Source organism: Mycobacterium sp. 1274756.6 (genome assembly GCF_001668625.1).
Lineage (GTDB): Bacteria > Actinomycetota > Actinomycetes > Mycobacteriales > Mycobacteriaceae > Mycobacterium.
The window spans coordinates 40,731-64,903 of the sequence record NZ_LZLJ01000072.1; the positions used below are offsets into that span (position 1 = coordinate 40,731).

At 71.9% G+C, this 24,173-nt stretch carries 24 protein-coding genes; 12 read left to right on the forward strand and 12 right to left on the reverse strand.

Annotated features, from left to right (window positions below; translation table 11 throughout):
- Positions 1-4: 4 nt before the first annotated feature.
- Genes mmpH through manT form a run of 3 tightly spaced genes read right to left on the reverse strand, consistent with a single transcriptional unit; the run spans position 5 to position 3,040 of the window.
- A complete protein-coding gene (gene mmpH, locus A5643_RS11160) occupies positions 5-1,087 on the reverse strand; it encodes an MMP endo-(1,4)-3-O-methyl-alpha-D-mannosidase (RefSeq protein WP_066855006.1) in 1,083 nt (360 codons plus the stop codon).
- Positions 1,071-1,802: a class I SAM-dependent methyltransferase gene (locus tag A5643_RS11165; RefSeq protein WP_066855008.1), complete on the reverse strand. Its 732-nt coding sequence runs from the start codon at positions 1,800-1,802 to the stop codon at positions 1,071-1,073. The genes mmpH and A5643_RS11165 overlap by 17 nt, the downstream gene beginning before the upstream one ends.
- The gene (manT, locus tag A5643_RS11170; protein ID WP_066855011.1) at positions 1,796-3,040 is read right to left on the reverse strand and encodes an MMP alpha-(1->4)-mannosyltransferase; all 1,245 of its coding nucleotides are present in this window, start codon (positions 3,038-3,040) and stop codon (positions 1,796-1,798) included. The genes A5643_RS11165 and manT overlap by 7 nt, the downstream gene beginning before the upstream one ends.
- A 155-nt stretch (positions 3,041-3,195) precedes the next feature.
- On the opposite strand from manT, the gene A5643_RS11175 reads away from it, so the two are divergent.
- The 3 genes from A5643_RS11175 to A5643_RS11185 all read left to right on the forward strand — a co-directional run bounded on the left by A5643_RS11175 (position 3,196) and on the right by A5643_RS11185 (position 4,853).
- The gene (locus tag A5643_RS11175) at positions 3,196-4,005 is read left to right on the forward strand and encodes a thioesterase family protein (protein WP_066855014.1); all 810 of its coding nucleotides are present in this window, start codon (positions 3,196-3,198) and stop codon (positions 4,003-4,005) included.
- 113 nt (positions 4,006-4,118) lie between these two features.
- Positions 4,119-4,562: a hypothetical protein gene (locus A5643_RS11180; protein WP_066855017.1), complete on the forward strand. Its 444-nt coding sequence runs from the start codon at positions 4,119-4,121 to the stop codon at positions 4,560-4,562.
- 57 nt (positions 4,563-4,619) lie between these two features.
- Positions 4,620-4,853: an Rv1893 family protein gene (locus A5643_RS11185; RefSeq protein ID WP_066855021.1), complete on the forward strand. Its 234-nt coding sequence runs from the start codon at positions 4,620-4,622 to the stop codon at positions 4,851-4,853.
- Positions 4,854-4,862: 9 nt separating this feature from the next.
- Here the strand turns inward: A5643_RS11185 and A5643_RS11190 are convergent, their stop codons facing one another.
- The 5 genes from A5643_RS11190 to A5643_RS11210 all read right to left on the reverse strand — a co-directional run bounded on the left by A5643_RS11190 (position 4,863) and on the right by A5643_RS11210 (position 9,221).
- Positions 4,863-5,993 (reverse strand): nitronate monooxygenase, encoded by a 1,131-nt coding sequence (locus tag A5643_RS11190; protein ID WP_066855024.1) that lies wholly within the window; start codon positions 5,991-5,993, stop codon positions 4,863-4,865.
- A 67-nt stretch (positions 5,994-6,060) separates the two neighbouring features.
- Positions 6,061-6,981 carry an SAM-dependent methyltransferase gene (locus A5643_RS11195; protein WP_066855026.1) on the reverse strand — a complete coding sequence of 307 codons (921 nt, stop codon included), beginning with the start codon at positions 6,979-6,981 and terminating at the stop codon, positions 6,061-6,063.
- The gene (locus tag A5643_RS11200; protein ID WP_197497707.1) at positions 6,978-7,469 is read right to left on the reverse strand and encodes a macro domain-containing protein; all 492 of its coding nucleotides are present in this window, start codon (positions 7,467-7,469) and stop codon (positions 6,978-6,980) included. The genes A5643_RS11195 and A5643_RS11200 overlap by 4 nt, the downstream gene beginning before the upstream one ends.
- A 54-nt stretch (positions 7,470-7,523) precedes the next feature.
- Positions 7,524-8,297 carry an HAD family hydrolase gene (locus A5643_RS11205; protein WP_066855032.1) on the reverse strand — a complete coding sequence of 258 codons (774 nt, stop codon included), beginning with the start codon at positions 8,295-8,297 and terminating at the stop codon, positions 7,524-7,526.
- 18 nt (positions 8,298-8,315) lie between these two features.
- Positions 8,316-9,221 (reverse strand): alpha/beta fold hydrolase, encoded by a 906-nt coding sequence (locus A5643_RS11210; protein ID WP_066855035.1) that lies wholly within the window; start codon positions 9,219-9,221, stop codon positions 8,316-8,318.
- A gap of 76 nt (positions 9,222-9,297) precedes the next feature.
- On the opposite strand from A5643_RS11210, the gene A5643_RS11215 reads away from it, so the two are divergent.
- From A5643_RS11215 to A5643_RS11225, 3 genes are read left to right on the forward strand one after another with little or no spacing between them, the layout of a single operon-like run.
- Positions 9,298-11,268: a flavin-containing monooxygenase gene (locus A5643_RS11215; protein ID WP_066855038.1), complete on the forward strand. Its 1,971-nt coding sequence runs from the start codon at positions 9,298-9,300 to the stop codon at positions 11,266-11,268.
- Positions 11,269-11,273: 5 nt separating this feature from the next.
- Positions 11,274-11,582 carry an MTH1187 family thiamine-binding protein gene (locus tag A5643_RS11220; protein ID WP_066855041.1) on the forward strand — a complete coding sequence of 103 codons (309 nt, stop codon included), beginning with the start codon at positions 11,274-11,276 and terminating at the stop codon, positions 11,580-11,582.
- A gap of 11 nt (positions 11,583-11,593) precedes the next feature.
- Positions 11,594-12,853 (forward strand): competence/damage-inducible protein A, encoded by a 1,260-nt coding sequence (locus A5643_RS11225; protein ID WP_066855044.1) that lies wholly within the window; start codon positions 11,594-11,596, stop codon positions 12,851-12,853.
- An 18-nt stretch (positions 12,854-12,871) separates the two neighbouring features.
- Here the strand turns inward: A5643_RS11225 and A5643_RS11230 are convergent, their stop codons facing one another.
- Positions 12,872-14,293, reverse strand: a complete 1,422-nt coding sequence (locus A5643_RS11230; protein ID WP_197497708.1) for an MFS transporter — start codon at positions 14,291-14,293, stop codon at positions 12,872-12,874.
- Positions 14,294-14,401: 108 nt separating this feature from the next.
- Positions 14,402-14,896 (reverse strand): Rv1352/Rv1906c domain-containing protein, encoded by a 495-nt coding sequence (locus A5643_RS11235; protein ID WP_066855046.1) that lies wholly within the window; start codon positions 14,894-14,896, stop codon positions 14,402-14,404.
- 163 nt (positions 14,897-15,059) lie between these two features.
- Between A5643_RS11235 and A5643_RS11240 the strand changes: the two genes are divergently transcribed.
- Positions 15,060-16,271: an acyltransferase family protein gene (locus A5643_RS11240; protein WP_066855050.1), complete on the forward strand. Its 1,212-nt coding sequence runs from the start codon at positions 15,060-15,062 to the stop codon at positions 16,269-16,271.
- Positions 16,272-16,330: 59 nt separating this feature from the next.
- Positions 16,331-17,011, forward strand: coding sequence for an Rv0518 family GDSL lipase (locus A5643_RS11245; protein ID WP_353612570.1), 681 nt, complete (start codon positions 16,331-16,333; stop codon positions 17,009-17,011).
- 6 nt (positions 17,012-17,017) lie between these two features.
- On the opposite strand, the gene A5643_RS11250 is transcribed toward A5643_RS11245, so the two are convergent.
- Together A5643_RS11250 and aceA are read right to left on the reverse strand one after the other, a co-directional pair.
- Positions 17,018-17,725 carry a cutinase family protein gene (locus A5643_RS11250; RefSeq protein ID WP_082948899.1) on the reverse strand — a complete coding sequence of 236 codons (708 nt, stop codon included), beginning with the start codon at positions 17,723-17,725 and terminating at the stop codon, positions 17,018-17,020.
- A gap of 109 nt (positions 17,726-17,834) precedes the next feature.
- The gene (gene aceA, locus A5643_RS11255; protein ID WP_066855053.1) at positions 17,835-20,132 is read right to left on the reverse strand and encodes an isocitrate lyase ICL2; all 2,298 of its coding nucleotides are present in this window, start codon (positions 20,130-20,132) and stop codon (positions 17,835-17,837) included.
- Between the two features lie 211 nt (positions 20,133-20,343).
- Between aceA and A5643_RS11260 the strand changes: the two genes are divergently transcribed.
- The 4 genes from A5643_RS11260 (at position 20,344) to A5643_RS11275 (ending at position 24,173) form a co-directional block, all read left to right on the forward strand.
- Complete coding sequence (locus A5643_RS11260) at positions 20,344-20,871, forward strand: hypothetical protein (protein ID WP_231995533.1); 528 nt, start codon at positions 20,344-20,346, stop codon at positions 20,869-20,871.
- 38 nt (positions 20,872-20,909) lie between these two features.
- Complete coding sequence (locus A5643_RS11265) at positions 20,910-22,742, forward strand: fatty acyl-AMP ligase (protein WP_066855056.1); 1,833 nt, start codon at positions 20,910-20,912, stop codon at positions 22,740-22,742.
- Complete coding sequence (locus A5643_RS11270) at positions 22,739-23,761, forward strand: NADP-dependent oxidoreductase (RefSeq protein ID WP_066855059.1); 1,023 nt, start codon at positions 22,739-22,741, stop codon at positions 23,759-23,761. The genes A5643_RS11265 and A5643_RS11270 overlap by 4 nt, the downstream gene beginning before the upstream one ends.
- 64 nt (positions 23,762-23,825) lie before the next feature.
- Positions 23,826-24,173 (forward strand): hypothetical protein, encoded by a 348-nt coding sequence (locus A5643_RS11275; RefSeq protein WP_082948900.1) that lies wholly within the window; start codon positions 23,826-23,828, stop codon positions 24,171-24,173.

Consider the following 24,173-nt stretch of genomic DNA (forward strand, 5'->3'; position numbering starts at 1 on the left):
GCGGCTAAACGCGGCGCCCGGCCACGCAGGTGCAGTCGACGTCGCCGGCCAGCCCGACCGGCAGCCCGGTGCCGCGGAAGATGCCCGCGGCCGGGGTGCTGTCCGACAGCGCGTCGGCGGCCAGGATGACCGCCGCGCCGGTCCAGGTGGTGCGCTCCACCGGCCAGCGCTTGCCGTCGGCGTAGACCAGCCCGGTCCAATAGGAGCCGTCGGTTTCGCGCAGGTGCTGCATGGCCGCGAACTGGCGGCGCGCCTCGGCCCGCCGGCCGACCGCCTCCAGCGTCAGCACCAGCTCGCAGGTTTCGGCGCCGGTGACCCAGGGCCGGTCGTCGACGCAGCGGATGCCCAGCCCGTCGACGACGAAGTCATCCCAGCGCTCGGCGATGCGTTCGGCGGCGGCCGGACCGCGCAGCGCGCCGCCGAGGATGGGGTAGTACCAGTCCATGGCGTGGCGCGGCTTCTCGGTGAACGCCTCGGGATGGGCGGTGATGGCGTGGCCGAGACGCCCCACCGCCAGCTCCCACTCCGGTTGGGGCCGGTCCAGGTAGTCCGCCAGCGCCAGCGCGCACCGCAGTGCGTGGTAGATGCTGGCGCAGCCGGTCAGCAGGGCTTCGTCGACCGGCCCGGTGCGCGTCCGCGCCCAGGCGATCTCCCCGCCGGCGCGCTGCAGGCCCAGCACGAAGCCGATCGCCGCGGCGACCACCGGCCACATGGTGCGCGCGAAGCCGCGATCGCCGGTGACCAGCACGTGGTGCCAGACCCCGGTGGCCAGGTAGGCGCAGAAATTGCTGTCGCTGTTGGCGTCCTCGATCACCCCGGCGCGCAGCTGGATGGGCCACGACCCGTCCGGGCGCTGCTCGCGGCGCGACCATTCGAACGCCGCGCGGGCGGCATCGGTCCAGCCGGCCGCGGTGAGCGCCATCGCGCACTCCACGTGGTCCCACGGGTCGGTGTGCCCGGTCGCCGACCAGGGGATGGCCCCGGACGGCTCCTGCACCGCGGCGATGGCTGCCGCGGTCCGGCGGACCTCATCCGCGCTGAGCACACCGGGTACGGCCGGCACCGGATGGTCAGACCAGCGCGACATCGGCTACGGGTTTCTCGAAGTACAGCGCCACGCTCTTGCCGACCAGCGGGTCGAGCACCGCTTCGGCGATGCGGGTGGCCGCCGGCCGCGCCATCATGTCCCAGACCAGCAGCTTGTGATACGCGGCGACCAACGGATTTTCGGTGTTGTGCACCCCGACAAGGCATTTCAGCCACCAAAACGGTGCGTGCAGGCCGTGCGCGTGGTGGGTGTGGGTGTGGGTCAGCCCGCCGGAGCGGATCTTGTCGCGCAGCGCGCTGGCGCGGTAGATGCGCACGTGCCCGCCCTCGTTGCTGTGGTAGTCGCGCGACAGCGCCCAGCACACCTGCTCGGGCAGCCACCGCGGAACCGAGACGGCGAGCACACCGCCGACCTTGAGCACCCGGATCAGCTCGGCGATGGCGGCGTCGTCGCCGGGCAGGTGCTCGAGGACCTCCGAGGCGATGACGCAGTCGAAGCTGCCGTCGGGATAGGGCAGCGCCAGCGCATCGCCGACCACCGCCCGTGCGGTGGCCCCGGCCGGGGCCTCGCCGGCTTCGGCCATCACCTCGAGCATGGTGGCCACCCCGGCGATCTCGGCGGGGTCGCGGTCGACGGCGACGACGTCGGCTCCGCGCCGGTAGGCCTCGAAGGTGTGCCGGCCCGCGCCGCAGCCGACGTCGATGACCGTGCGGCCCGGCCCGACGCCGAGCCGGTCGAAGTCGACGGTCAGCACGGCGCACCCGCGCCGGTCCGCGCGATCGCCCGCCGGTAGACGGCGATGGTCTGGGCGGCCACCGCCTCCCAGCTGTAGACGTCCAGGGCGCGCCGGCGGCCGCCGGCGCCCAGCCGGCCCCGCCGGGCCGGGTCGTCGAGCAGCCCGGCCAGCACCTCGGTGAGTTCCTCGGCGTCGCCGGGGGTCACCAGTTGCGCGCAGCGCCCGTCGGTGCCGAGCACCTCCGGCAGCGCGCCGGCCCGGCTGGCCACGATCGGGGTCCCGCTGGCCATCGCCTCCACGGCGGGCAGCGAGAAACCCTCGTACAGCGAAGGGATGCAGGCGATCTCGGCCGAGGCGAGCAACCCCGCCAGCTCGGCGTCGGACAGTCCGCTGGAGGTGTGCACGATGTCGGAGATGCCCAGCTCGGCGATGAGCTTCTCGGTGGGGCCGTTGGGTTCGAGCCGGGCGACCAGTTGCAGCTCCAGGTCGCGTTCGGTGCGCAGCTTGGCGACCGCGGTCAGCAGGTGGGCCACCCCCTTGAGCGGGACGTCGGCGCTGGCGATCGCGATGATCCGCCCGGGCACCCGGGCGTCGCCGGGGCGGAACACCTCGGTGTCCACCCCCAGCGGCACCACCTGCAGCCGCTCGCGGCTCACGCCGAAGTCGGCGGCGATGTCGCCGGCCGAGGCGCTGGAGACGGTGAGCAGGTCCGGGATGGCCCGCGCGACCCGCTTCTGCATCGCGGCGAAGCCGTACCAGCGGCGCACCAGGGGCTTGCGCCACCAGCGCGCCGCCGCCAGATCCAGCTGGCGGTCGCGGGTGATGGGGTGGTGCACGGTGGCCACCACCGGCAGCCCGAGGGCGGCGATCGACAGCAGGCCGGTGCCCAGGCACTGGTTGTCGTGCACCACGTCGAAGTCGTCGCGCCGGGCGGCCAGCAGCCGGGCCGCGCGCAGGCTGAACGTGCGCGGTTCGGGGAAGCCGGCCGTCCACATGGTGGCGAGTTCGAGCAGGTCGAGCCGGTCGCGGATCTCCCCGGGGCGGGGGGTGCGGAACGGATCGGGCTCGCGGTAGAGGTCCAGGCTGGGCACCTTGCGCAGCACCACCGCCGGATCGAGGTCCTCCGGATAGGGTTGGCCGGAGAAGACCTCCACGTGGTGGCCGAGCTCGCTCAATCCCCGGCTGAGGTGGCGGACGTAGACTCCCTGACCGCCGCAGTGCGGTTTGCTGCGGTAAGACAGCAGCGCGATGCGCATGCGCTACACCCGGCCCGGCGGCACGGGCGCGGCCGGGCGGCGGCGGACGCGGTCAGCGAACTGTCTGGACATGTGTCTGGACTATAAGTTGATTGATACCGCGGCGCAACGCGCACCACTGCGGCGGCCCGGCCGCGGTGTGCGAGGATGCCCGGATGTCCAGAGAGGCCGCGTATTTCGTCCGCGACGACGTCGATTGCTTCCTGCCCACCGCCTACGCGAACAGTCATTGGGGCGCCGATCACCTCGGCGGGCCGGCGGTGGTGGCGCTGGCGGCCCGGGTGCTCGAGGAGCGCTACGGCGACCCGGAGCTGCGGCCCGCCCGGCTCACCGTCGACCTGGTCCGGGCGGCCCGCACCGCCCCGACGGTCACGGAGGTGCGCGCGGTGCGCGACGGGCGGCGGATCCGCACCAGCGAATGCGACCTCCGCCAGCACGGGCAGCTGATCGCGCGGGCCACGCTGGTGCAGTACCGGGCCGCCGAGGCGCCGCCCGGCCGGCTCTGGCGGGCCGAGCCGGACCTGGCTGTTCCGGCCGGACTCGACGAGCGGGACTGGAGCCGGTTGGGCAGCGCCGCCGCCGGCTGGTCCCCGACGCCCGGCGACCACCAGAACGACTCCCGGAAGCGGTTCCTGCACCGCGGGTTCCCGCTGGTCGCCGGCCAGGACAACACGCCGTTGGTCCGGGCCGCGATGGTCGCCGAGGCCACCAGCCTGGTGACCAACCTCGGCACGCACGGCATCGGCTACATCAACGGCGATCTCAGCGTCGGGTTGACCCGCCTGCCGCACGGGGAGTGGCTCGGCGTGCACGCCGAGTCGCACTGGGCGCACGACGGCATCGCGGTGGGGTCGGCGACCCTCTACGACGACCTCGGCCCGTTCGGCACCGGGCTGGTGACCGCGCTGGCCAACCCGGCCGCGCAGATCGATTTCACCGGGGTGTCGTTCGCGGCGCGCGAATAGCCACCGGCGACCGGGCCGGCGCGCCGGGAAAGACCGTCGCGGCGGCGGCGCAGCCGATAGGATGCCGTCGAACCGACGACGCGCTCCATGGCAAACCGAACCGGGGTAATGGGATGATTCGCCAGCTTGGCATCGCCGCTGCGGCCGCCGCGACTCTGGCCGCGACGGTCTGGGCCGCGCCGACCGCCGCCGCCGACCCGCAACGCTACGACACCGACGTGCCCGGCATCGCCTACGACGTCTCCGCCGGAGCGCCGTGCCACAGCTGGGAGAAGTTCATCTTCGGCCGCGGCCGGGACGGGCAGACGCTGGCCTGCCACTGGATACCCAACCAGGGCCCACCCTGGGACCCGCCGACCACCGGGTTCTGGGTGAACTCACCGCCGCTGCGCGGGGTGCACGACGTCGGCTCGCCGTGCCCGGACCCCAAGCGCAGCCAGGTCTCGGCGCAGTCGCCGGACGGGCTACCGATGCTGTGCACCGCCCGCGGCTGGCAGCCGGGCTGGTTCACCGGCGGCGCCGGCCCCTACGCGCCGCCGGGCTTCTTCCAGCCGTAGGCACCCGCCGCGGCGGGACTAGACTCGGGCTCAACCGCCAGCGAAGAGGAGACACCGATGGCCTTCAACCCCAAAGACGCGCTCGAATCGGCGCGCGACATCGCCACCCACGCCGTGGAGAAGGCCTCCGACATCGTCGAGAACGCCAGCGACATCATCCGCGGTGACATCTCCGGCGGGGTGAGCGGCATCGTGGAGAACTCCATCGACATCGGCACCCACGCGGCGGCGAAGGTCAAGGAGATGGCCACCGGCCGCGACGCCGACCTCGAAGACCCCGACGACCTGTAGGCCGCGCGGTCAGACGCTGGCCGCCTCGTTGAGCTCGTTGAGCCGGCCGGTGGCCGCCAGGTATTCCTGCACCCAGCGTTCGATCACCGTGGCGGTCTTCTCCACCTTCTGCAGCTGACCCACCACCTGGCCGACCGGGTTGAACGCGACGTCGACGGTCTCGTTGGGGTACTTGTGGGTGGCCTTGACCGCCATGCCCGAAACCATGTACTGCAGCGGCATGCCCAGCGGCTCGGGGTTGCCGGGCTGCTCCCAGGCCTCGGTCCACTCGTTGCGCAACATCCGGCAGGGCTTGCCGGTGAACGAGCGGCTGCGCACGGTGTCGCGGCTGGTGGCCTTGGCGTAGGCCTCCTGCTGCTTGGGGGTGTTGTTGGCCTCCTCGACCATCAGCCACTGCGAGCCGGTCCAGGCGCCCTGCGCGCCGAGGGCCAGCGCCGCGGCGATCTGCTCGCCGCTGCCGATCCCGCCGGCGGCCAGCACCGGCCGCGGGGCCACCGCCTTGACCGCCTGCGGCCACAGCACGATCGAGCCGATCTCGCCGCAGTGGCCGCCGCCCTCACCGCCCTGGGCGATGATGATGTCCACGTCGGCGTCGGCGTGTTTGACCGCCTGGGCGGGCGAGCCGCACAGCGCGGCGACCTTCACACCCTGGGCATGGATGTGCTTGATCATGTCCGCCGGCGGGGTGCCCAGCGCGTTGGCGATCAGCTTCATCTTCGGGTGCCGCAGCGCCACCTCCACCTGCGGGGTGGCGGTCGCCTCGGTCCAACCGATCAGCTGCAGGCTGTCCTTGGCGCTGTCCTCGACCGGAACGCCGTGGTCGGCGAGGATCTTGCGGGCGAAGTCCAGGTGCTCGGCGGGGACCATCTTCTTCAGGCTCTCGGCGAGTTCCTCGGCGGATTGGCCCGAGTCCTGGCCCTCGTACTTGTTGGGGATGACGATGTCGACGCCGTAGGGACGGTCGCCGATGTTCTCGTCGATCCAGTTGAGTTCGATCTCAAGCTGTTCGGGGGTGAAGCCGACCGCCCCGAGCACACCGAACCCGCCGGCCTTGCTCACCGCCACCACCACGTCGCGGCAGTGGGTGAAGGCGAAGATCGGGAATTCGATGCCGAGTTCGTCGCAGATCGGGGTGTGCATCGGTGCGTCCTTACCGGAGTCGGGAACGAATTGGAACGTGTTCTAGTTTACTACGCGGTGACCGAGATTACGGCACCTTGTCCGGCTCGCGCCGCACGGCCGTCACATACTGCGAGCGCAGTACCCGGTCGACGGCACGTTCCACCTCCGCCGGGGTCTCCCCGCGCGCGGTCTGCAGCCCCACGGTGGTGTCCACCTCGGTCACCGTCCAGCCGTGCGCGGCAAGCCAGTCGGCCGGGTCGGCGCGCTGCGCCGGGTCGTAGGTCAGCGCGCCGAAGTCCACCTCGCGGAAGGCCTGCAGCTGCGGGTGCTGCTCGATCACCGCATCGAGCGCCTCGGGGTCGAGGTGGGAGCCCAGCGCCCCGATCGCGATCCGGCTGCCCGGGGCCGACAGCGCGCCGATGCCGGTCAGCAGCGCGTCCTGCGCCGGGCCGGTCAGATACGGCAGCAGTCCCTCCAGCGACCAGGCGGCCGGGGCCGCGGCGTCGAAACCCGCCGCCCGCAGCGCCGCCGGCCAGTCGCGGCGCAGATCGCAGCCCACCGGGACATGACCGGCGACCGGGCGGGCGTCGAGTCCGGCGAGGACGTCGCGCTTGAACTCCAGCACCGCGGGCCGGTCGAGTTCGTAGACGACGGTGCCGGCCGGCCAGTCCAGCCGTAGTGCGCGGGTGTCCAGCCCGGCGGCGACGATCACCGCCTGGCGGATGCCGGCCCCCGCCGCGGCGGTGAAGAATTCGTCGAAGTGCCGGGTTTGGACGCCGTAGAGGTGCGGGAACACCGCCGCGGCGATGCCGGCGGGTTCGGCGAGCAGCCCGCTCAGATACGGATCGGCGGCCGCGGCGACGAACCGCGCGGCGTACTCGTCGCGCGCCACCGGGTCGGGTGACGCGGTGTGCAGCGCCCGCCAGGCGGCCACGACCAGCGCGGTGTAGCCGACCCCGGTGTGGATGTCCCACTGGTCGTCGTCGCTGCGGGCCGTCGGCGTCACGGCGCCACCGCGGCCCGGAACGCCTGTTCGGCGGCGTCGCCGTGGACGGCGAACACCACCTTCTGCAGGGTTGCCGAGCGGTGCTCGCGCGCCGCGCCGACCATCAGGCGCGCCGCCTCGTCGAGTGGGAAGCCGCCCACGCCGGTGCCGAAGGCGACCAACGCCAGTGTGGCGCAGCCGAGTTCGTCGGCCTTGACCAGTGTCGACCGGGTGGCGCGGGTGATGATGTCCGCGGACGTCGGTCCGCCCAGTTCCATCGTCGCGGCGTGGATGACGTAGCGCGCCGGCATCGCCCCGGCGGTGGTCGCCACCGCCTCACCCAAGCCGATCGGCGCCTTCTGCCGCGACTCGCGTTGCAGGTCGGCGCCGCCGGCCCGGGCGATCGCGGCGGCGACCCCGCCGCCGTGGCGCAACTCGGTGTTGGCGGCGTTGCTGATCGCGTCCACCGCCAGCGTGGTGACATCGGCCTGGACCACTTCGAGGTGCACGGGCTGCCGCTCCTTCCGCCGCTGCCGTTCCACGCTACCCAGACCGGTGCCCGCTCAGCCGCCCAACGCGGCGCGGCCCAGCCCGGCGAGCCGGCGCAACCGGCCGCGGTCGTCGGGCCGGGCCATGCGCAGCACCGGCCAGTCGCGTTCGACGGCCAGGGCGGCCAGCCCGGAGCGCGGGTTGACCGGCCGGGGATGGCCGACCAGCGCCATCAGCGCCGCATCCTCGTCGCCGTCGGCGTAGAAGTAGCTGCGCTGCAACTCGACACCGTGATCGCGGCAGAAATCTTCGACCGCGGCGGCCTTCTGCGGCCCCCACAGCACGGGCTTGATCACGTCACCGGTGAGCAGGCCGCGCTCGTCGAGTTCGAAGCGGTTGCACAGCACGTGCGCGATCTGCAGGAACCGGGCGACCGGTTCGGCGTGGATGGTCAGGGCCGAGGAACTGAGCACGACGGTGTGCCCGCGCTGCTGGTGCGCTTGCACGATCTCGCGCATGTGCGGGTACACCCGCCCGGTGATGCGGTGCACGAACAGCCAGTCGCCGAGGGCGTCGAGCCCGGCGATCGACTCCCCGCGCAGGTAGCCGGCGGCCCGCACCAGCAGCCGCTCGAACTGCATGCGGCCGAACCGGTAGCGGGTGGCCGCCTCGATCACCCCGAGGATCTCGCCGATACGCGCCTGTCCCCGCCGGATCCGGTGTCCGGCGTGCGCGGTCGCGGTGAACCCGGCGACCAGGGTGCCGTCCAGGTCGAAGAACGCCCCCACGCCCGGCCCGGCCGGGCCGGCGGCGATCTCGGCCACCGGGTCGGCGGGCGGCGGGGTCATGGCCGGGGCTCCCGTGGCCTAACCGCGGTCCCAGGCCCCGGCGAGGGTGGCCAGGATCTCCTCGGCGCGGCCCAGCCCGCCGAGGTGACTCTCGCCGGGCATGGTGTAGAGCTGCGCGTCGGGCAGCCGCGCGACGACGTGCTCACCGTGGGCGTAGGGGATGATGTGGTCGGCGTCGCCGTGCCACCAGTGCACCGGCACGGTCACCTCCTCGAGCCGGAAACCCCAGTCGTGGGCGAAGACCACCGCGTCGGCGAACGGCGCCGCCAGCTGTTTGCGGCTGCCGTTGAGCAGGTCGTCGAGGAACATCGCCTTGAACTCCGGGCGGCCCAGCAGCCGCCGGTCGCCTTCGGGGGACAACCGCGCGTACAGCCCCAGCGCCGGGGAGGCCACCGGCCGCACCATGCGGATCAGGCTGCTGGCGACGAAGCTGATCGGCTGGCCGGCCTTCTCCAGCACCGGCGCGGCGATCCCGGCCAGGGTCATCAACCCGGAGGCAATCCCGTCCGGGCCGGTGGAGGGGGCGACCCCGCCGAGCACCCCGGCGGCCAGCACCCGCTCGGGCATCAGCGCCGCGGCGGCCAGGGTGTAGGGGCCGCCGCCGGACAGGCCGATCACGGCCATCTTGTCGATGCCCAGCGTGTCGGCCATCGTGCGCAGGTCGTCGGCGAACTGCAGCACGGTCTCGTACTGATGCGGAGTCGAGGACCCGATGCCGGGCCGGTCCACCCCGATCAGCCGGATGTCCTGGTGCTCGGCGAAGATCCGCGCCTCCAGCGGGATCTGTCGCCGCGCGCCGGGGGTGCCGTGCAGCCAGAACATCGGCCGTCCCTGCGGGGCGCCGAACTCGGCGAACCCGAGCTGGCGGTTCTCGCCGACGGCGACATTGCCCTCGATCTTGGGGCGGGCGATCGCAACAACCATGACCAGCAGTCTCGCATGCGCGGCCGCCGGACCGACACCTTGATCAATTACGGGACTCGTAATAGCGTAATTGGGTATGCCGTCGCGCAACCGGTACTCCGGCCGCCCCTTCACCACCGCCACCGCCGACATCGCGGCGGCCCTGGAGCAGGTCAGCGTCCCCACCCTGCTGCTGTCGCTGGTGCACATCACCGGCGACCCGCGCTACATCCGCGAATATCATCAGGCCGGGCTGTTCCTCAACGAGATCCAGGGCTTCATGTCCGAGGAGGACAAGGCCCGCGCCCGCGCCGACGCGCTGGCGGTGCTCACCGACTACCGCGACCGCGGCTGCCCGGAGCCGGCCCCGCTGGATGCCGGGCTGATCGCCGAGATGCTGGACTGGGCCGCCTGCGAACCGGTGCCCGCGCAGTATCTGCCGATGCTGGCCGAAGAGCTGGACCTGGCCGGCCACGACCCGCGGAAGCCCGCCCCGCTGCCCGCCGCGGCGGCCGCCCGGTGTCCCGTGGTGGTGATCGGTTGCGGGCAATCCGGCCTGCTGGCCGGGATCCGGCTGCGCCAAGCCGGGATTCCGTTCACCATCGTCGAGAAGAATCCCGGGCCGGGCGGAACATGGTGGGAAAACAGCTATCCCGGCGCCCGGGTCGACGTCGCCAACCACTTCTACTGCTACAGCTTCGAACCGAACAACGCGTGGTCGCACTACTTCGCCGAACAGCCCGAACTGCAACGCTATTTCGCCGACCTGCTCGACCGCCACCGGATCGCCGAGCACGTCCGCTGGCACACCGAGGTGACCGCCGCGACGTGGGACGACGACGCCGGGCGCTGGACGGTGTCGCTGCGCGGGCCCGACGGTTCGACCGAAACCCTCACCGCGCGGGTGCTGATCAGCGCGGTCGGGCAGCTGAACCGGCCGCACATCCCGCAGTTTCCCGGCGCGGACAGCTTCGCCGGCAGCGCGTTTCACTCCGCGGCCTGGGACCACTCGATCGACCTGCGCGGCAAGCGGGTCGCCCTGATCGGCGCGGGCGCCAGCGGGTTTCAGATCGGCCCCGCCATCGCCGCCGACGTCGAGCAGCTCACCGTGTTCCAGCGCAGCGCGCAGTGGATGTTCCCCAACCCGATGTATCACGACGAGGTGGGCGACGGAGTGCGCTGGGCGATGGAGCATCTGCCGTTCTACGGTCGCTGGTACCGGTTCCTGCTGATGTGGCCGGGCGCCGACAAGGGCCTGGACGCCGCGCGGGTCGACCCGGACTACCCCGACCAGAACTACGCGGTCAGCGAGTTCAACGCCCTCGGCCGGCTCATGTTCACCGACTGGATCACCGGGCAGATCGGCGACGACCCGGACCTGCTCGACAAGGTGCTGCCGGACTACCCGGCCACCGGGAAACGGACCCTGCAGGACAACGGGACCTGGCTGGCGACGCTGCGCCGCGACAACGTCGAGTTGGTGCGCACCCCGATCAGCCGGATCACCGAGCACGGGGTGTGCACCGAGGACGGCCACAACTACGCCGCCGACGTCCTCATCTACGCCACCGGGTTCCGCCACACCGAGCTGCTCTGGCCGATGCGCATCACCGGTCGCGACGGGGTGGACCTGCGCACCCTGTGGGGTCGCCGCCCGTACGCCTACCTGGGCATCACGGTGCCCGCGTTCCCCAACTTCTTCATGATCTACGGCCCCGGCACCCACCTGGCCCACGGCGGCAGCCTGATCTTCCACTCCGAGCTGCAGATGCGCTACATCGACCAGTGCCTGGCCGAGATCATCACCGCGGACCTGCACGCGGTGGAACCGCGCGAGCAGGCCGCCACCGACTGGCATCGCCGCACCCGGGAGGCGATCGCCGGGCTGGTGTGGTCGCAGCCGACGATCAAACACTCCTACTTCAAAAACGCCGACGGCGAGATCCACACCCTCAGCCCGTGGCCGCTGCCCGAGTACTTCGCCGCGGTGCGCACACCGGACTGGTCGCAGTTCGTGCTCCGCCGCCACACCGCGCCGCGGGCCACCGCGGACATCGGCGGCGGGTGAGCCCGATGTCGGTGGTGGTGGCGTTCTCGGTGACCCCGCTCGGGGCGGGGGAGAGCGTGGGCGAACTCGTCGCCGAGGCGGTGCGGGTGGTGCGCGAGTCGGGGCTGCCCAACCGCACCGACGCGATGTTCACCGTGCTCGAGGGCGACTCCTGGGACGAGGTGATGGCGGTGGTGCAGCGCGCCGTGGCGGCGGTGGCCGCCCACGCCCCGCGGGTGAGCACCGTGATCAAGGTCGACTGGCGGGCCGGCGTCACCGACGCGTTGACCCACAAGGTGGAGTCGGTCGAGGCGCACCTGAAGCGGCCGCGATAGCCTCACTAGCGGTGAGCACACGCGCGGGCATCGTCGTCACGGGAACCGAGGTCCTGACCGGGCGCATCCAGGACCGCAACGGTCCGTGGATCGCCGACCGGCTGCTGGAGTTGGGCGTGGAGCTGGCCCACGTCACGATCTGCGGCGACCGGCCGCACGACATGACCGCGGCGCTGCGGTTCCTCGCCGACGACGGGGTCGACCTGATCGTCACCAGCGGCGGGCTGGGCCCGACCGCCGACGACCTCACCGTGGAGGTGGTGGCCGGGTTCTGCGGGCTCGACCTGGTGCTCGACGCCGCCCTGGACGACACGATCGCCGCGATCCTGCGCAAGCTGATGAGCCGCTACCCGCAGGCCGACTTCGAAGCGGTGCGCGCCGCCAACCGCAAGCAGGCCCTGATCCCGGCCGGGGCCACCGTCATCGACCCGGTCGGGACCGCGCCGGGGCTGGTGGTGCCCGGCAGCCCGACGGTGGTGGTGCTGCCCGGGCCGCCCCGCGAACTGCAGCCGATGTGGCATTCGGCGCTGGAGACCGCCGCGGTGCAGCGGGCCATCGCCGGGCGCACCCGCTACGAGCAGGCCACCATGCGGATGTTCGGCCTGCCCGAATCCGAGCTGGCCGACGCGCTGCGGGCGGCGCAGCGCACCATCACCGGCTTCGACCGGCTGGAGATCACCACGTGCCTGCGCCGCGGCGAGCTGGAGATCGTCACCCGCTACGAACCCGACCTCTCCGACACCTACACCGAGCTGGTGGAGTTCCTGCGCGACCGGCACCCGCGCGAATTATTCTCCGACGACGGCGAACTCGTCGACGAACAGGTGGCGCGGCTGCTGGCCGGGCGCACCGTGGCCACCGCCGAATCGTGTACCGCCGGGCTGCTGGCGGCGCGGCTGACCGAGCGGCCCGGCTCGTCGGCGTATGTCGCCGGGGGAGTGGTGTCCTACTCCAACGAGGCGAAAACCGAGCTGCTCGGCGTGGATCCGGAGTTGATCGCCGGCCACGGCGCGGTCTCCGAACCGGTCGCCCGGGCGATGGCCGCCGGCGCCCTGGCCCGGTTCGGCGCCGATGCGGCGGTGGCGATCACCGGGATCGCCGGCCCCGGCGGCGGCACCGCCGACAAGCCGGTCGGCACCGTCTACTTCACCGCGCTGCTGGCCGACGGACGCTCGCTGAACCGCAACGTCCGGCTGCCGGGCAACCGCGCCGACGTCCGGGAACGGTCGACGACGGTGGCGATGCACCTGCTGCGCCGGCTGCTGGACTGAACCCGACCTCCCGGCGGCTCAGCGTTGCGCGGCGACCAGCGCGTGCGCCTCTTCCTCGGTGCTGACCGCCGGGGCGGCCCCGGGCAGCGGCTTGCCGTTGGTCTCGTGGATCAACGCGATGCTGATCGCGCCGATCACGCCGGCCCCGATCAGGTAGTAGCCGGGCCAGTTGAGGTCCTTGGTCGCCGAGAGCAGCGTGCTCATCACCAGCGCGGTGGTGCCGCCGAACAGCGAGACGAAGATGTTGAAGGAGATCGCCAGCCCGCTGTAGCGGATCTCGGTGGGGAACAGCGCGGGCAGGGTCGACGGCGCGGTGCCGGAGAAGCACGCCAGCATCAACCCGATCATCAGCAGCCCCACGAACGTCAGCACCGTGGAGCCGTGCCGCATCAGCAGCACCGCAGGGAGTGAGAACAGCACCAGCCCGGTGGCGCCCACCGCCAGGATCGGGCGGCGCCCGAACCGGTCGCTGAGCCACCCGAAGCTGGGAATGAGCACCAGCAGCATCACCAGCACCGCGATCTGCATGAACTGCGCGGTGGTCTGGTTCACCCCGGTCAGCCCGTACTCGGGCAGATCGGCCAGGTAGGTGGGCATGAAGCTGGTCAGCATGTAGTTGGTGATGTTCCAGGTCGTCACGATGCCGCCGCACAGCAGCAGGGCCCGCCAGTGATGGACGAACACGCTGCGCACCCCGACCGGCTCGGTGTCGTGCTGCTGCTCGGCGGACTGCTCCAGCAGCTGCTCGAACGCCGGGGTCTCCTCCAGCCGCAGCCGCAGGAACAGCCCGACCATGCCCAACGGCAGGGCGAGCAGGAACGGGATGCGGTAGCCCCAGCTGAGCAGCTCCTCCTGCGGCATCACCGCGGTCAGCACCGCCACGGTGGCCGCCCCCAGCGAATAGCCGGTGAAGGTCCCCATTTCCAGGAAGCTGCCGGTGAAGCCGCGCCGCTTGTCCGAGGTGTATTCGGCGATGAACGTCATCGCCCCGCTGTATTCCCCGCCGGTGGACAGCCCCTGGCCGAGTTTGGCCACCAGCACCAGGATGGGTGCGACGATCCCGATCGAGTCGTAGCTGGGCACCAGGCCGATGCTGAACGTGCTGACCGCCATCAGGATCACCGTCATCGCCAGCACCTTGGTGCGGCCGATCCGGTCGCCCAGGGAGCCGAAGATCACCCCGCCGAGGGGGCGGACCAGAAACGACGAGGCGAACACGGCGAAGGTCGCGATCAGCGACGCGGTGTCGGAGAGCCCGGCGAAGAAGACCTGCTGCAAGGTGAGCACGAAGTAGCCGTAGACACCGAAGTCGTACCACTCGGTGACGTTGCCCACCGCCGCGGCGGTCACCGCACGTTTGACCACCTTGGGGTCGGTGACGGTGATGTCTTCCGCCCGGAGCGTGGGCTCCTGCGTGGCGTCTGCAGCCGAAGTTGCCACGCGGGTGCACCCCTCCTCATGCGGTCGACGGTGAACGGTTGCCGTTCAGCCAGCGTAAGGTATCGGCTCAGCGCGGCGCGATGTCGCCGGCCGGTGTGGCGACCGCGGTCACGGTCCCGGCACCTGCCCGCCGCCGTGCAGCAGCGACCCGAGGTTGAGCCGTCCGATGTCGCCGCGGAGCCGGGCTTCGGCGCTCGCGGCGTCCAGCGGCGCCTTCGCCTGCGCGGAGTTGTCCAGCGTCCAGGGCTGGCATCCGCTGGTGCGGAACTCGGTGTCGGTCGGTTCGATCCGCACCACCTGCGGCTTCTTGGTCATCGCGTTGTCGACGAGCTTGCCGTCGCGGCTGCGCTTCCAGTAGCAGGTGCCGTCCTCGACCGGCCCGGCCGAGGTGTAGGTGCCCGGTGCGATGTCGGTCCCGACCGCGTAGTGACCGTCCGCCTCGATCACGGTGGCCGGCCCGGCGGCCGGCGCTTGCGACGGGCCGGGGGCCGGTCCCGGTGACGGCCCGGTCGGGTCGGCGGGGTCGGCCGCGGCCGGCCCGAGCGTCACCGCGCCGGCGACCACGAACATCGCCGCGGCCACCGCTGCTGCTTTCGATCTCATGGCCCCCCAGCGTACGCGTGCCGGCCCGCCGCCGGGCCGACGTGGCCGCCGCAGATCCCCGGTCTTCCCCGGCGGGGCTGTTACCCTGCGAAAGCCGTGGCCGCGCCACGGCCGGGGACGCGGCGGCACCGAATCCTGCAGGGACGAGCCGGGAAAGAGAGTTGTGGGCGGCGGAGAGATCAGGGCGTTAACCGGCCTGCGGATCGTGGCTGCCCTGTGGGTGGTGCTGTTCCACTTCCGCCCGCTGCTCGCCGAGGCCGCCCCGTATCGGGCCGAGGCCCTCGCCCCGGTGCTCGACACCGGCGCGCAGGGCGTCGACCTGTTCTTCATCCTCAGCGGGTTCGTGTTGACCTGGAACTATCTGGACCGGATGGGGGAGCGCTGGTCGGCGCGGGCCACGCTGCGGTTCCTGTGGCTGCGGCTGGCGCGGGTCTGGCCGGTCTACCTGGTCACGCTGCACCTGGCCGCGGTGTGGATCATCTTCACCCTCAACGTCGGTGACACTCCGTCGCCGGACGCGGAGAACCTGACCGCGGTCAGCTACCTGCGCCAGCTGCTGCTGATGCAGCTGTGGTTCGAGCCCTACTTCGACCGCACCAGCTGGGATGGTCCGGCCTGGTCGATCAGCGCGGAGTGGCTGGCCTATCTGCTGTTCGGGCTGCTCATCCTGGTCGTGTTCCGGCTGGCCCGGGTGACGCGGGCGCGCGGCTTGCTGTGGCTGGCGTTCGCCGCCTCCCTGCCGCCGCTGCTGCTGCTGGTGGCCACCGGCGAGTTCTACACCCCGTGGAGTTGGTTGCCGCGGATCGTGATGCAGTTCACCGCCGGGGCGCTGGCCTGCGCCGCGGTCCGCAAGCTGCGGTTGTCCCCGCGTGCCCGGGCCGGGGCGGGGGCGCTGTCGGTGGTGCTGGTCGCGGTCATCGTCGGCGCCCTGTACTGGCTGGACGCCCACCCGGTGGCGACGATCCCCGACGCCCGCGGCCTCGTCGACGTCCTGTTCGTGCCGCTGGTGGTGACGCTGGCGATCGGCACCGGCGGGCTGACGCGACTGCTGTCGACCCGGCCGCTGGTCTACGGCGGCCAGATCTCGTTCGCGCTGTACATGGTGCACGAGATCGTGCACACCGCATGGAATTGGATCGCCGACGAACACCAGGTCGTGCTGAACCCGGCCGGCGGCAAACTCGTGGTGCTCGGCACCATCGGGATCTCGCTGGCTGCCGCGGCGCTGCTCTACCACCGGGTGGAGGAGCCGGCCCGCCGCTGGATGCGCCGGATGGTCGAAGTCCGCGACACCGACCTGCCTGCGGGGGCGTGGGCGCCGCCGCCCCCGCACCCGCCGGTCGGGGAGCCGGTCGGCGCGGGCCGTTTGGTTTGATGGTCCTCTTCGGTCGCGGCGAACTCCGCCGCGACCCGCTACGACATCGGGAGGCAGCGGTGCGCGGTCCGGCCTTGATCATCACGTCGCTGACCCTGCTGGCCGGGGTGCTCGGCTGTCAGGCGCGCCCGGCCTACCGGCTCTCCGACCACCAGGTGACCGTCAGCCACATCGCGGTGATCGGCGATTCCTACACCACCGGTTCGGATGAGGGCGGGGTGGGCCCGCAGGGTTGGCCGGCGCGGACCGGTCAACTGCTCGACCGGGACGGCAAACCGGTCACGATGACCGTGGTCGCCGAGGGCGGCGCCGGCTACGGGGTGCGCGGCAACCGCGGCAGCATCTTCACCGACCTGGCCAACCGCGCGGTCGGCCCCGACGACACCCTGGTGGTGTTCTTCGGATCCCGCAACGACGACGTCGCCGACCTCGCGGCGTTGCCCGGGCAGGTCCGCGACGCCCTCGCGGTGGCCCGCCGCGGCGCCCCGACGGCGCGGCTGCTGGTGATCGGTCCGCCGTGGCCGACCCCGGAGGTCCCCGACGCGGTGTTGCGGGTGCGCGACATCCTCGCCGCGGAAGCCGCCGCGGTGCGGGCCGATTTTGTCGACCCGCTGGCCGAGGGCTGGTTCGTCGGGTTGCCATTCCTGATCGGCGGGGACGGCATCCACCCCAACGATCTCGGGCACGCCTACCTGGCCGACCGGATCGCGCCGCTGATCAGCGCCCGCCTGCCGGGCTGACCCGCCCTACCGGCGGTTGAGGCGCTGGACCACGAAGTCGGCGGCCTGGCCGGTCATCCCGTTGGCCGCGTAGAGCCCGTGGGTGCCGCCGTCGTTGCCGGTCGGCGAGCAGATCGGATCGGTGTCGATGCACATGTTGATCGTCTTCGGCTCATACCTCGACCCGATCGTGATCGGCGGGGCGTCGATGCGGTCCAGGAACGCCGGGGAGGGCTCGCCGAACAGCGCGACGGCGGCCACATGGTCGGCCACGTCGGCCGGCATCGGCCCGCTCAGCCCGTCGGGCAGGGTGAAGTTCTCCGGCACCGAGTCGGAGGTGACGTAGCCGGCGACGGCCGCGCCCTGGGAGAACCCGCCGAGCACCATCTTGGTTTCGGGGCAGTTCGCCGCGGTGGCCTGCAGGTGGTTGCTCGCGTCGAGGACCCCCTGCGCGGCGGTGGGGAAGTCGGTGCTGGCCGGATAGTTGACCGGGTAGACCGTCATGGACTTGTCGCCGATCCGGCCGCGAAGCGCGTCGACGAAGCCCTGGCCGACCCCGCCGACCCCCGCCGGTTCGAAGGTGCCGCGGGCGAACACCACCTCCACGTCGGGGCAGGGCGCGGCGTTCGCGGCCGGGACGGCGGCGCTCGGCGCGGTCATCGCCGCGGCCGCGGCGAGCGCACCGGCACCGAGCAACCGCACCCATCGAAAGGAATTCACGTCCACGCCGTCCATGCTCGCCCACCGCCTCGTCATCGCCTCAGTCGTCTTCGGGTGCCCCCAGCGTAGAACGGGCGGCGACATCGCGCCGATGTGGCCCCGCGCCGCGGGCGGGGGAGGCCGGTCAGTCCTCCTTGCGGATCAGCTGCTGCAGCGCGGTGTGGTCGGGGGCCAGCAGCTCGCGGATGCGGTCCTGGTTGACCTCGGCGACGATGACCTCGCCGACCTCCTGGTGCACGTCGGCGAAGATGCCGTGCGACTTCATCTTCTCGGTCTGGTAGACGTTGTCCTCCGTCGGCGTCACGTAGTAGACCGCGTCGACCTTGAAGCGGTGCACCAGCCACAGGTGGATGAGGGTCATCAGGCGCTTCTGCCGCAGTTCCTCGGCGAAGGTGTTCTGGTCGCGCACGGTCAGGATGCTGCGGCCGTGGCGGTCCTTGATCGGGTCGACGATCACGTTGGCGAGCAGCTTGTCCTCCCCGCCGTCGCCTCCGTAGATGCCCAGTTCGAGCAGCTCCCCGCCGGGCCGGCGGGGCCGCAGCTGGACCCGCAGCTTCTCGTCGAGGCGGTAGTGCTCGCTCCACAGCGCCAGCCACTCCTCGAGCAGCTTCTTGGGCACCTCGGTCTGGACCAGGTGCTGGTGCTGGGTGGAGCCTTCGCCCATCGCCTTGGTGGTGGCGGTGCGTCCCGACGACGCGGCCAGCGCGGCGTCGCTGCGCGGCCCGCCGACCAGGGTCTGCGGGGTGCGGTAGGGCGACTCGATCAGCCGCATCTTGCGCTGCAGCCGCGCCAGCGCCAGCATGCCGTCCTGGCGCAGCGCCCCGGCGAACTCCTCGGCGGCCACCCCGTCGATCTGGTGACCGCCGTAGGTCATGAAGTTGAAGACGAAACCCATCTTGCCCAGTTCCTCGGGGAAGCGGCGCATCTCCTCGTCGGTCATTCCGGTGGTGTCCCAGTTGAACGAGGGGGAGAGGTTGTAGGCCAGCATCTTGTCCGGGTAGACCGCGTGGACCGCGTCGGCGAACTGGCGGGCGTCGTCGAGGTTGGCGGTCTTGGTCTCCATCCACAACAGGTCGGCGAACGGCGCCGCGGCCAGCGACTTGGCGATCGCGTACGGGATGCCGCCGCGGATCTGGTAGTAGCCCTCCGGAGTCTTGGCGAGCTCGCAGTCCCAGGTGGCGGCCGCCCCGAGTTCGCGGGCCTTGGCCTGCGCGGTGTACAGCGAAGCGGTGGTGGCGAATTCGCGCCATTCGTCGGCGCTCATGGCGCGGTCCTCGCCCTCGTTGGTGGCGAACTCCAGCAGGTCGGCGACCGCCTCGCCGTAGGTGGTCAGTCCGGCGTCGTCCTGCCAGGCCTCGACGAACCGGGATTCGACCTTGTCGTAGACGCTGTCGATCCGTTCCTCCCCGCCGCTCGAGCGCCAGGTCTCGACCGCCTCCGCGGCGGCCGAGAGCAGGCCTTGGCGCTCCAGCCAGGCGTCGGCGGCGGCGTACTCCCCGTCGGGCAGCGAGTACAGCAGGTGTCCGTTGAGCTCGGTGGCGCCCAGGTTGTCGTGGAAGTAGCGCATCAGCGCCAGGAAGCAGGATTTGTAGGACGGGATCGACACGTTGGTGGCGCCCAGCAGGAACGGCTGGTCGCGTTCGTCGGCGCGGCTGTCGAGCAGGTTGGCGGCTTCGGCGTCGGTGCGGGCCACGATGATCCCGGGCACCCGCATGATGTCGAGCTGGAAGCGGGCGGTGTTGAGCCGCTTGATCTGCTCGTCGGAGGGCACCAGCACCTTGCCGCCCTGGTGCCCGCATTTCTTGGTGCCCGGCCGCTGGTCCTCGATGTGATAGCCGGGCACGCCGGCCTCCACGAATCGGCGGATCAGGTTGCGCACGTGGGGATCACCGCCGTGGCCGGTGTCGGCGTCGGCGATGATGAACGGCCGGAAGTCGTGCGCCGGGGTGGCGGCGCGTTCGGAGTCGGTCATCCGGGAGCGCAGGTACTCCTGGTTGCGGTCGGCGGTGAGCAGCGCACGGACCAGCCCGGCGGCCTCGTCGGGCACCTGGCTCAGCGGGTAGCTGGCCAGGTCGGGGCCAGGGTCCTCGCTGATCGAGCCCTTCGCCGAGGTGGCCCAGCCGCCGAGGTAGATGCCCTCGATGCCCATCCGTTTGATGGTCACCGCCTGCCCCGGGGAGTACGGGCCGAACGTGGAGATGCTCTTCTTCTCCGCGAACAGCTCCCGCAGCCGGGTGTAGAACGCGCTGGCCGCGTCCCGGGCGATGGTGTAATCGACCGGGATGGTGCCGCGCTGCTCGACGACCTGGCGTGCGGTGTAGAGGCGGGTGATCTCGGCGAAGCGTGGACTGTCGAAGTACTGCTGGGTCGCAGCCACGTCCTGGTCGAAGGTGGTCTGCGCATCCGTTTCCGCGACGGCCATGATTGATCGCTCCTTCTCGGCGCTGGTGTTCTCGGCCCAGTCGGCACACCCCTGGGAAGACCTAGTGAGTCTGCCACTGCGGCCCAGTTTATGTGCGCGATTGCCGACCGTGCCGAGATCGCGCTGACCTGCTCGCACGCCGCTAGAATCGGCCCCGCGCCGAGGCGGTGGACCGCCGTCGAGGGCCGCGGACAGTCGAGGAGGCAGGGCGATGCCGATGCGCTGGACGCCGCGGGTCATCGGGCCGTCGATCGCGGCGCCGGCCCTGGCGCTGCTGGCCGCCTGCGCCGGCGGGGTGCCGGCCGCGCCGTCCGCCGAGCCGCCGGCGGAGTCGACCCCGCCGGTGACGACGGTGGCGCCCACGACCGCGACCGGCCGGCCCGCCGAGACCCGGCCATGGGTGGCGCTGCAGGTCGGTGACTGTCTGGCCGAGCCACCGCCGACCGACCCGGCGGTGGTGCTGGTGACCGTCGTGGACTGCGCCGCTCCGCACGCCGCGGAGGTGTTCGACCGGGTGCCGGTGCCGGTCAACGCGGCGATCGCCGAGGTCGCCGACGTCGAGTGCGCCGCCGGTTTCGTCGGCTACACCGGGGTCGCGGTCGCCGCGAGCGGCTACCGGCTGACCTATCTGATCGACTCGGTGCAGGACCGCACCGGCGCGGTGCCCGAACCCAGCACCGTGCTCTGCCTGCTGCACCCCGAGGACGGCAGCGTTGTGACCGGCACGGCACGCCGCTGAGCCGTCGGCGCCGGCTGGCCCGCCCTTACACTGCGGTTATGAGTGCCGCACCCGGACAGCAGTTCACCCCGCCGAAGGGCTTGCTGCGGATCGAGGACTGCCTCGATGCGCGGGGGGAGATCGTGTTGCCGGAGGGCACCACGCCGCTGTCGCTGATCGACCGCAACGTCGCCAACATCGGTGACACCGTGGCCTACCGGTATCTGGACTACGCCGGCAGCGGGGACCCGCGGGTGCTGGAGTGGACCTGGACCGAGGTCGGCCGGCGACTGCGCGCCGTCGGCGCCGAGGTGCAACGCCACGCCGGGGTCGGGGATCGGGTGGCGATCATGGCCCCGCAGGGCCTCGATTACATCGGCGGGTTCTTCGGCGCGGTCAAGGCCGGCGCCGTCGGGGTGCCGCTGTTCGCCCCCGAACTGCCCGGCCACGCCGAGCGGCTGGACACCGCCCTGCACGATGCCGCCCCCAGCCTGGTGTTGACCACCCGCGCCGCGGTCGGCGCGGTGCAGGACGCGCTGGGCGCGCTGCGCCCCGACGACCGGCCGCCGATTCTGCTCGTCGACGAGATCCCGGATTCGGCGGGGGAGACGTTCCGCCACGTCGACCTCGACGTCGACGACGTCTCCCACCTGCAGTACACCTCGGGGGCGACCCGCCCACCGGTCGGGGTGGAGGTCACCCACCGCGCGGTCGGCACCAACCTGGTGCAGATGATCCTGTCGATCGACCTGTTGAACCGCAACACCCACGGCGTGAGCTGGCTACCGCTCTACCACGACATGGGATTGTCGATGATCGGCTTCCCGACCGTCTACGGCGGACATTCCACGCTGATGTCGCCGACGGCGTTCATCCGCCGCCCGCAGCGCTGGATCCAGGCGCTCGCCGCGGAATCCCGGCACGGCCAGGTGGTGACCGCCGCGCCCAACCTGGCCTACGAGTGGGCCGCCCAGCGCGGCCGGCCCGGTCCCGGCGAGGACATCGACCTGAGCAACGTGGTGATGATCATCGGCTCCGAGCCGGTCAGCATGGACGCGATCGAGACCTTCACCGCGGCGTTCGCTCCCTACGGGCTGCCGGCCACCGCCATCAAACCCTCCTACGGCATCGCCGAGGCCACCCTGATGGTCGCCACCACCGCCCCGACCGCGCGGGCCGCGCTGACCCACTTCGACCGGGGCGGTCTGGCCACCGGCACCGCCGTTCGGGTTCCGGCCGATTCGCCGGCCGCGGTGCCGCTGGTGTCCTGCGGGCAGCTGGCGCGCAGCCTGCGCGGGGTGATCGTCGACCCGCGGGCCCGCCGGGAGCTGCCCGACGGCCAGGTCGGCGAGATCTGGTTGCACGGCGACAACGTCGGCCGCGGCTACTGGCGCCGCCCGCAGGAGACCGCCGCCACCTTCGGGGCCGTGCTCGAGGCGTCCCTCGAGGACGGCGGTCACGCCGCCGACGTTCCCGCCTCGGCGCGCTGGCTGCGCACCGGTGACCTGGGGGTCTACCTCGACGGTGAGCTCTACGTCACCGGCCGGATCGCCGAACTGATCACCATCGACGGCCGCAGCCACTACCCGCACGACATCGAGGCCTCCGTGGCCGATGCCGCCCCGATGGTGCGCCGCGGCTACGCGGTGGCCTTCACCGTGCCGCGCGACGGCGGGCACGACGCGCTGGTGGTGGTGACCGAGCGGGCGCGCGGCACCGGCCGCGATGACCCGCAGCCGGCGATCGACGCGATCTCGTTGGCGGTCAAGAGGGTTCACGGCCTCGATGTGGCCGATGTGCGGTTCCTGTCCGCCGGGTCGATCCCGCGCACCACCAGCGGCAAGCTGGCGCGGCGGGCGTGCCGCGCCCAGTACCTGGAGGGGGCGCTGTGACCGGCCGCCCGAACCGGCAGGTGCTGCTGCGCCGGCGCCCGACCGGTCTGGTCGACCCCGACGACACCGAGCTGGTGACCGCGCCGGCTCCCGAACCCGCCGACGGCGAGGCCCTGGTCCGCACCACCTACGTCGGCATCGACGCGGCGGTGCGGACCTGGCTCAACGATCAGCCCGGCTATCTGCCGCCGGTGCAGCTGGGGGAGGTGATCCGGGCGGCCGGGATCGGCGAGGTGGTCGCGTCGCGCTGCGCCGCGTACGCGGTCGGTGACGTGGTCACCACGCTGACCGGCTTCCAGGAGTACGTCCTGGTGCGCGACGACGTGTTCACCACCCCGGTGCCGGGCCCCGACGTCGACCAGCGGGCGGTGATGTCGGTGTACGGCCCGACCGGTGCCACCGCCTACTTCGGGATGACCGGGATCGGCCGGCCCCAGGCGGGGGAGACGGTGGTGGTGTCGGCGGCGGCCGGGGCCACCGGTTCGGTGGCCGGACAGATCGCCAAAATCGCCGGGGCCCGGGTCGTCGGGATCGCCGGGGGGCCGCGCAAGTGCCGCGCGGTGGTCGAGGACTTCGGTTTCGACGCCTGCATCGACTACCGGCGCGGGCAGGTCGCCGCCGACCTCAAGGAGCACTGCCCGCGCGGCGTCGACGTCTACTTCGACAACGTCGGCGGTGAGATCCTCGACGCGGTGCTGGGCCGGCTGGCCCACAACGCCCGGGTGGTGCTGTGCGGGGTGATCTCCAGCTACCTGACCGGTGAGCATCCCGGGCCCGCCAACTACGTCAACCTGCTCGCCAAAACCGCACGGATGCAAGGGTTCAACGCGCTCCATGAGTGGGGTCGCTTCGACGAGGCGTTCACCGCGCTGCGGGCCTGGGAGCGGGACGGTCTGCTGGTGCACCGTGAGCACATCGTCGACGGCATCGAATCGTGCGTCGAGGCGCTCAACGGCCTGTTCACCGGGGCCAACATCGGCAAGATGCTGGTCAAGGTCAGCGAGCCCACCGCGAGCTGAACCCGCCCCGCGGCATCGGCACAACCCGGCCCGACAAGCCCGGTCGCGCACTACGATCACTGTTGTGACCAGCCCGCCGCGCGGTGTTCTCGGCCCCGGGGGCGTGCTGCCGCCGCGGCAGGCACGCCGGATGAGCCGGCAGATGGCCGCGGTCGGCGTTCACCTCCCCGCCGAACGGTTGGTCGACATCGCCGCCGGTGCGCCCGCCAGCCCCGCCGAGATCACCGACATCCGGTTCGCGGCCGCGGCCACCGTCCTGCGCCGCGAACAGCGGCAGGCCCGCCGGGAACGGTGGCACCGTCGTACCATTCGCTGGTTTCTGATCGGCGGGTTGACGGTCGCGGCGTTGAACGCGCTGGTCTGCCTGGGCTATCTGCTGTTCAGCATGCTCGGCGCCGTCGCGGGTTTTTAG